Raw genomic sequence first — 8755 nt, 5'->3', positions numbered from 1 at the left:
TAGGACGAGAACAGCAAGGACGAGAACAGCAAGGACGAGAACAGCAAGGACGAGAACAGCAAGGACGAGAACAGCAAGGACGAGAACAGCAAGGACGAGAACAGCAAGGACTACGAGGGCATGTACGAGTACGGCCAGGGCGGCGGCGCCGCCGCCGACGGCCACCGCGACGAGGACAGCAAGGACTGGAAGGGCGAAGAGCACGGCCAGGAAGGCCGCGACGCCAAGGACGAGGGCAAGAAGGACTGGGAGTCCAAGGACGAAGACAAGAAGGACCGGGACTCCAAGGACCACGACAAGAAGGACTGGGACTCCAAGGACGAAGACAAGAAGGACCGGGACTCCAAGGACCGCTGGGAGAACAAGCGGGACTTCGTCTACTACGGCGAGGCCAAGGTCGACAAGGACGCCCGCCCGGGTCGCTACGAGCTCAAGGGCTCGTGCGGCGAGGGTGAGCTCGTCGTGCTGCCCCGCGGCGGGGTCGACGGCGGTGACGGTGGCGCGAGCACCGGCACCGACCGTGGCCTGGCCACCGGTGGGGCGAGCCTGCTCGGCGCTTCCGCGCTGGGCGGGATCGTGCTGATGCGTCGTCGGCGGACCGATGGTTCGCTCGTCTGACGTGACGACGACACGGGCCGGCGGCCGTCACGGGAAACCGTGGCGCGCCGCCGGCGCGGTCGTCGTCGTCACCCTGGCCATGATCGGTGCTGGCATGATCGGCACCTCGATGAAGACCACGCCCCCTCCCCGCCCGCCGCAGCCGCTGGCCCAGGCCGGTCCCGAGGTCACCGGGCCGGCGGTCACCGGTACGGTTCCGCCGGCCGACGGGGAGCCCGTAGGGGCCGTCCAGGCTGGACTGGAGCGGTCCGCCCCGACCAGCATCGAGATCCCCAAGATCAGCGTCAACGCGACGATCATGTCGCTGGGCACCAACCCGGACGGCACCGTCGAGGTTCCCCCGCTTGAGCAGGCCGACCAGGCCGGCTGGTACGAACCGGGCCCGAGCCCCGGCGAAACCGGTAACGCGGTCATCGTCGGGCACGTGGACTCGGCGAAGCTCGGACCGGCCGTCTTCTTCGATCTCGGCTCTCTCGTCCCCGGCGACACCATCACCGTGCGGCGGGCCGACGGCCAACCGGTCGCCTTCAAGGTCGACTCGGTGAAGTCGTACCCGAAGACGTCCTTCCCCACGGAGCTGGTGTACGGGCCGAACGACCGGCCCGGCCTGCGGGTGGTCACCTGCGGCGGTCAGTTCGACGAGGCCGTCAAGAGCTACCCGGACAACGTGGTCGTTTTCGCCACCCTGGTGAAGTGACCCGCGACAACGAAAGCGGTCCGGCCGATCGGGTCACCTCGATCGGCCGGACCGTGTCCGGCGTACCGACTCAGGCCGCGGCGGAGGTCCGCACCAGGGTGCGGATCTGACGCAGCAGCACGGACAGGGCGGCGAGATCCGCCCGCGACTCGTCGAACTCCCCCATCGCCCGGCGCGCTCGGTGGATCGAGGTGGCGTTCGACTGCTCCCACTGCTGCACCCGCTCGTGCGGCGGCAGCTCGTCAGGAGTGGAGTCGAGCACCTCCGCGGTGAGCGCGGCCAGCGCGGCGTACAGGTCGTACCGCAGCGCCATCCGGGCCAGCGTCTGCCAACGGTCCTCGCGCGGCAGCAGGGAGATCTTCGACAGCAGCGAGTCCACCCGGAACAGGTCGGAGAGCACGAAGTAGACCGAGGCCACCTCGCCCACGTCCCGACCGCTGCGGGTCGCGGTCTCCACCACGTCCAGCAGGCCGAAGCTGTACATCAGACGGGTCGCCTGCTCCGCCAACTCCCGGGGCAGCCCCCGCTCGGTCATCGAGTCGATGTGCGCCGCGATGGCCTGCCGCTCGCTGCCGTAGAACAGTTCCTCCAGGCCCGGCAGCAGCCGGGTCACCCCGTCCCGCAGGCGGGCGATCTCGGTCGGCACGTCGATCGGCGAGCGCCGGTTGGTCACCAGCCAGCGCACCGCGCGGTCGAGCAGCCGGCGGGTGTCCAGGTAGACGCTGGTCTGCAGCTCGGGCGAGACCTTGTTGTCCAGCGCCTCGACCGCGTCCCACAGCTCACGCAGCCCAAACACCTCGCGGACCACCACGTACGCCCGGATCACGTCGGCCGCGCTGGCCGCGGTCTCCTCGACCACCCGGAAGACGAACGTGATGCCGCCCCGGTTGATCGCCTCGTTGACCAGCACGGTGGTGACGATGTCCCGGCGTAGCCGGTGCCGGCCCATCCGGTCGGCGAACCGCTCGCGCATCGGCGTCGGGAAGTAGTTGACCATGACCTCGGTCGTCCACTCCTCGTCCGCCAACCCCTCGGTGAGGATCTCCCGCTCAAGGACGATCTTCACGTACGCGAGCAGCACCGCGAACTCCGGCGCGGTCAGCCCGGACTCGCTGCGGACCGCCAGCTCCTCGTCCGGCGGCAGCGCCTCCAGCGACCGGTCCAACGCGCCGGAGCGCTCCAGGTCGTTGATCATCCGACGGTGCACCGGGAGCAGCGAGGCGGCCTGGGCCTGGGCGTTGTTGATCGCCCGGGCCTGGTCGTAGTTGTCCCGCAGCACCAGCTCCCTGACCTCGTCGGTCATCTCGGCCAGCAGCTCGTCGCGGGCGGCCATGGCCAGGTCTCCGTCGCCGACAGCGGTGTTCAGCAGGATCTTGATGTTCACCTCGTGGTCGGAGGTGTCCACCCCGGCCGCGTTGTCGATGAAGTCGGTGTAGATCCGGCCACCGGTCAAGGCGTACTCGATCCGACCGAGCTGGGTCCAGCCCAGGTTGCCGCCCTCGCCGGCCACCCGGCAGCGCAGGCTGCGCCCGTCCACCCGGATCGCGTCGTTGGACTTGTCGCCCACCTCGGCGTTGGTCTGGCTGGACGCCTTGACGTAGGTGCCGATGCCGCCGTTCCAGAACAGGTCCACCGGCGCGGTGAGGATGGCCTTCATCAGCTCCTGCGGCGACATCTGCGTGACGTCGTCGTCCAGGCCGATCGCCGCCCGCACCTGCGGGGTGATCGGAATGGACTTGGCGGTACGCGAGAAGATGCCGCCGCCGGCCGAGATCAGCTCCGGGTTGTAGTCCTCCCAGGACGATCGGGTCAGGTCGAACAGCCGCTTGCGCTCGGCGTACGAGGTGGCCGCGTCCGGGTCCGGGTCCAGGAAGATGTGCCGGTGGTCGAAGGCGGCCACCAACCGGATGTGCTCGGAGAGCAGCATCCCGTTGCCGAACACGTCGCCGGACATGTCGCCGACACCGACCACGGTGAAGTCCTGGGCCTGGGTGTCCAGACCCAACTCCCGGAAGTGCCGCTTGACCGACTCCCAGGCGCCCCGGGCGGTGATGCCCATCTTCTTGTGGTCGTAGCCCGCCGAACCGCCGGAGGCGAACGCGTCGCCCAGCCAGAAGTTGTGGGCCGCGGAGATCTCGTTGGCGATGTCGGAGAACGTCGCGGTGCCCTTGTCCGCCGCCACGACCAGGTACGGGTCGTCGCCGTCGTGGCGGACCACGTCGACGGGCGGCACGATCTGCCCGCTGACGATGTTGTCGGTGACGTCCAGCATCGCGCCGACGAACTCCTGATAGCAGGCGACCGCCTCGTCCCGGTCGCCCGGCTTCTGCTTGAGCACGAAGCCGCCCTTGGCGCCCACCGGCACGATCACGGTGTTCTTCACCATCTGCGCCTTGACCAGGCCGAGCACCTCCGTGCGGAAGTCCTCCCGACGGTCGGACCAGCGCAGCCCGCCCCGGGCCACCGGCCCGAACCGCAGGTGCACGCCCTCGAACCGGGGCGAGTAGACGAAGATCTCGAACTTCGGCCGTGGGGCCGGCAGGTCCGGGATCGCCTGCGGATCGAGCTTGAAGGCCACGTACGCCTTCGGCCGCCCACCGACCGGCTTCTGGTAGAAGCTGGTCCGCAGGGTCGCCTCGATCAGCGTCAGGTACGAGCGCAGGATCCGGTCCTGGTCGAGGCTGGCCACGTCGTCCAGCGCGCCCCGGATCGTCTCCACCAGCTCACCGCTGCGCTGCTGGCGCTGCTCCGCGCTGAACTCACCCGGCGCGAATCGGGTCTCGAAGAGCTCCACCAGCAGCGCGGCGACCTTCGGGTACGCGATAAAGGTCTGCTCCATGTAGTCCTGCGAGAAGACCGTGCCGGCCTGCCGCAGGTACTTCGCGTACGCCCGCAGCACCACCACCTGTCGCCAGGTCAGCCCGCCGCGCAGCACCAGCTCGTTGAACCGGTCCACCTCGGCCTCGCCGCGCCAGGCCGCCGCGAACGCGTTCTCCACGTGCGGGCGCACCTCGGCCAGCTCCTGGTGCCCCTCGGGCAGCATGAGACCGAAGTCGTAGAGGTACACCCGGCCGTCGACCCGGTCCACCTCGTACGGGTGCTCGTCGACCACGCGGACGCCGAGCGAGTGCAGCACCGGCAGCACCGCGGAGAGCATCATCGGCTCGCCGTACCGGTAGACCTTGAACCGGACGTCCATGGCCTCGGCCAGGTCGGCACCCGGGACCCGGGTGCCGGGCCGGGGGGCGAGCTGCTTGCGGAACAGGTGCATCTCCAGCTGGCCGGGCTCCTCCAGCAGCTCCAGCTTGGCCAGGTCCTTCATCGCCTCGTACGGCGTGTGCCCGTCCTTGTAGCCCTCCGGGAACGCGTCGGCGTACCGGGCGAAGAGGTGCTTGGCCTGCTCGTCGCCGAGTTTGCGCTCCAGCACCAGCCGGTAGTCGTCGTCCCAGAGCCGGGTCGCGTCGGCGAGCTCCTCGGCGAGCAGGTCGGCGTCGATCTCGCCGGGCGGCCGGGTCGGGTCGGTCCGGACGATGAAGTGGACCCGGGCCAGCATCGACTCGGTGACCCGGGTGGTGTAGTCCACCCCGACACCGTTCAGCTCGCGCAGCAGGATGTCCTGCATCCGTAGCCGGTTCTGTGTGGTGAACCGGTCCCGGGGCAGGTAGATCAGGCAGGAGATGAACCGTCCGTAGGCGTCCCGACGCAGGAAGACCCGCAGCTGCCGGCGGCCGGCCATCCGCAGCACGCCGATCACGGCGTGGTACAGGTCGTCGGTCTTGATCTGGAACAGCTCGTCGCGCGGGTAGGTCTCCAGAATCTGGAGCAGATCCTTGCCGGAGTGGCTGCGCCGGCTCAGGCCGGAGCGGTCCAGGACCTCGGCCACCTTGCGGCGCACCACCGGCAGCTCCCGCACGCTGGTCCGGTACGCGGCGGTGGAGAACAACCCCAGGAAGCGCCGCTCGCCGATCACGTCGCCGGCCTCGTTGAAGATCTTGAAGCCGATGTAGTCCAGGTACGCCGAGCGGTGCACGGTGGCCCGCGAGTTGGCCTTGGTGATGATGAGCAGGCGCTTTTCCAGCACCTTCTCGTGGGCCTCCGGCGTCATCGACGCCAGCGAACGGGCCTCCGGGGAATCCGACCGCAGGATGCCCAGACCGGTGCCGAGCACCGCCTCCAGGGCCTTGCCGTCGACCACGTCCGCGCCGTCCCCGCCGGGAGCATCCACCAACCGGTACTCCCGGTAGCCGAGGAAGGTGAAGTGGTCCTGGGCGAGCCAGCGCAGCAGCTCCACCGAATCGGTGATGTCCTTCTCCGGCACCGGTGGGCGGTTGTCGGAGGTCCGCGCGGCGGCCAACTCGTCGGCCAGAGCCAGGGCGCGCTGGCGCATCTTCGGCCAGTCCTCCACCGCCTCCCGCACGTCGGTGAGCACCCGCTGCAGCTCGCGGCGCAGCCGCTCCCGCTCGGCCGCGTCCCGGACCGGGTCGATCTCGATCCGCATCCAGCTCTCGATGATGTCGCCGGCGATCGCGTCGTCCGGCTCCACGTCCGCGGAGACCTCGGTGAGGCGGCCCAGCGGCTCGCGCCGGACCACGACCAGCGGGTGCACCAGCAGGTGCACGTCCAGGTGGTACGAGTTCAGCAGCGCGGTCACCGAGTCGACAAGGAACGGCATGTCGTCGGTGACGAACTCGACGACCGTGTGGTGCTGATCCGCGTGCGGCTCGTGGATCCGCAGCTTCAGCTCCCCGGGCACCCGCTGCTGGGCGAGATCCCGGTGCGCCCGGGCCGCGTCGAGCATCTCTTCCGCCGTGAAGCCGACCAGCTCCTCGTCCGGGGCGAACCGCCAGAAGCGTCCGACCAGGGTCGCCGCGTCGTGGTCGTCCCCCGCGAGCGCGACAGCCTGCGCCACCAGGCGCTCCGCGTTGGGCACCGGCTCGTCGAGCTCGGCATCCTCCACGTCGTCGGCCATCGCCTCGGTCGGCAGGCCCAGATCGTAGATGGTGTCGATGCTCGACCCGGTCAGCCCGGTCACTCCCGAGTCGAGCCGGCCGTAGCCGTCCCCGTCGGTCGCCGAATCGAAGCTGTCGTCGTCCCGGCCGGAGTCATCCTGCCGGAGGTCGGGTTCCGGTTTGATCGCCGGACGCCGGTCCATCGGTGCCACTCCCCTCGACCCACCGCGTTGTGGGTCACTCTGCCGCCCAGCCTAGGCCTACCGCTCTGCACCTTCGTCGGTGGACCACTGGCCGGACGTCCGGATCGGGACTCTGTCCTTTCACCCGTTGCGGGTCCGAGGTTGGCCGGTTGCGGGATACCCCGCCGCGCGATGTTCATCACACGGGCGCGCGCCGTCTTTCCGCACGTCGGGCGGCACCGCGGGACGCTCCGGACAGCGGCCGCGTACTACCGTGCAGAGGCTGTCCGAGATCGGAAGGACCCGCTCCATGCCCTTGTCGTACCCCCGGCCCCACCGACCGAACCACCGGCGGAGCGTCGCCGCCCTCGCCGCGACCCTGCTCACCGCCGGTCTCCTGGCCGCCTGCTCGGGTGAGGACGGGCCGGAACGCAGCGTCGACGCCTTTCTCGCGGGCTGGCGCAGCGGCGACCTCCAGGCGGTCGGCGTGGTCGACACGACCGGCGCCAAACTGCCGTCGACCGAGGTGGCGCGCGAGATCAAGGAGCTCTCCGGTGAGCTGGCGGCCACCCCGCCCACGCTGACCCGCCAAGGCGAGCCGAAGATCACCGCCGACACCGCGACCGCGAGCGTCCGGGTGGAGTGGCAGCTTCCCGGTCAGGTCCGCTGGGCGTACGACCGGGAGGTGCGGCTCACCCACGGCGACGACGACCAGTGGCAGGTGATCTGGGAGCCCCGGGTGGTGCACGAGCAGCTCACCAAGGGCGACCGGCTGGCGCTGCGCCGCGACACCGGCCCCCGGGCGGGGCTGCTGGACGGCGCCGGGCAACCGATCGTGACACCCCGCCCGGTGGTCCGGGTGGGTGTGCAGCCGCGTGAGGTCACCGACGTCAAGAAGCTGGTCAAGGACCTCGACGCGGCCTTCAAGGCGATCCGTCCGGCGTTGGTCCCCGCAGTCGACCTGTCCGATCTGCCCGAGCGGATAGCCAAGGCCGAGCCGGATGCCCTCGTCGAGGTGGTGACACTGCGCCAGGAGGCGTACCGGCAGATCAAGCCCCGGATCTACGACCTGCCCGGCACCAAGTTCCCGACCGACAAGCTCGACCTGGCGCCGACCCGGGAGTTCGCGCGGGCACTGCTCGGATCGGTCGACCCGGCGCAGGCCGACGACCTGGCCGCGCACCCGGACCGCTACGTCGCCGGTGACCTGGTCGGGCACGGCGGGCTCCAGGGCCGTTACGACGAGCGGCTGCGCGGCGGCCCGGGGCTGACCGTGCTGGTCGAGCGCCCCGCCGAGGACGGCAAGCTGGAATCCACCGGCACCGAGCTGTTCCGCCGGGAGCCGCAGCCCGGGCAGGCGTTGAAGACCACCCTGGACGTGGCCACCCAGAACGCGGCCGACGGGGCGCTGCGCGCGGAGTCGCGCCGGTCCACCCTGGTGGCGGTGCGGATCAGCGACGGCGCGGTGCTCGCCGCGGCCAACGGGCCCGGGCCGGCCGGGGAGAACCTGGCCTTCACCGCCCAGGTGCCGCCGGGCTCGACGTTCAAGATGGTCAGCACGTTGGGCCTGCTGGATCGCGGCGCGGTCACGCTGGACGGGCCGGTGGCGTGCCCGAAGACCTTCACCGTCGACGGTCGGTCCTTCAAGAACTCGGACAACTTCGAGCTCGGCTCGGTGCCGTTCCGCACCGACTTCGCCAAGTCCTGCAACACGGCGTTCGCCTCGCTGGCGCCGAAGCTCGGCGGCGACGGGCTGGCCGCCGCCGGCCGCTCGCTGGGCCTGGAGGGGCAGTGGGACCTGGGCACGGACGCGTTCACCGGCAAGGTGTCGACGGGCGGCAGCCTCGCCGAGCAGGCCGCCGCCTCGTTCGGGCAGGGCACCACGCTGGTCAGCCCGCTGGCGATGGCCGGCGCCACCGCCACGGTCGCCCGGGGTGCCTTCATCCAGCCGAAGCTGCTGATCGACCCGGCGCCGGCCAAGCCGGCCGCGACCGGCGGACCGCTCAAGCCGCAGTCGATCGAGGCGCTGCGCACCATGATGCGCGAGGTGGTCACCGCCGGCAGCGGCAGCGCGCTCAAGGACGTCCCGGGCGGCGAGGTGTACGGCAAGACCGGCACCGCCGAGTACGACGACAACCCGGCCCACACGCACGCCTGGTTCGTCGGCTGGCGGGGTGACGTCGCGTTCGCCGTCTTCGTGGAGAAGGGCGGCGCCAGCACCGCGTCCGCCGTACCGATCACCGAGCGTTTCCTGCGCGCCCTCCCAACCCCCTGACCCACCCACCCCTCCTCGACTCGGGTGATCAAGA

The 8755-nt window shown here is 70.5% G+C and carries 4 protein-coding genes; 3 read left to right on the top strand and 1 reads right to left on the bottom strand.

The window, feature by feature from the left end; translation table 11 throughout:
• Nucleotides 1-120: 120 nt before the first annotated feature.
• Together ACWD6N_RS02610 and ACWD6N_RS02605 are read left to right on the top strand one after the other, a co-directional pair.
• Entirely contained in the window at nt 121-618 is a 498-nt protein-coding gene (locus ACWD6N_RS02610; protein WP_450004378.1) for a hypothetical protein, read from the top strand.
• A gap of 1 nt (nt 619) precedes the next feature.
• Nucleotides 620-1315 (top strand): class F sortase, encoded by a 696-nt coding sequence (locus ACWD6N_RS02605; RefSeq protein ID WP_354963882.1) that lies wholly within the window; start codon nt 620-622, stop codon nt 1313-1315.
• A 70-nt stretch (nt 1316-1385) separates the two neighbouring features.
• Here ACWD6N_RS02605 and ACWD6N_RS02600 read toward each other — a convergent pair whose 3' ends face one another.
• On the bottom strand, nt 1386-6467 hold the full coding sequence (locus ACWD6N_RS02600; protein WP_387326080.1) for an NAD-glutamate dehydrogenase: 5082 nt from the start codon (nt 6465-6467) through the stop codon (nt 1386-1388).
• Nucleotides 6468-6756: 289 nt separating this feature from the next.
• On the opposite strand from ACWD6N_RS02600, the gene ACWD6N_RS02595 reads away from it, so the two are divergent.
• Nucleotides 6757-8721, top strand: a complete 1965-nt coding sequence (locus tag ACWD6N_RS02595) for a penicillin-binding transpeptidase domain-containing protein (RefSeq protein WP_449935693.1) — start codon at nt 6757-6759, stop codon at nt 8719-8721.
• The last annotated feature ends 34 nt before the right edge of the window (nt 8722-8755 follow it).

This window comes from Micromonospora sp. NPDC005163, from assembly GCF_053599835.1.
This window is presented reverse-complemented; position numbering and strand designations above follow the sequence as displayed.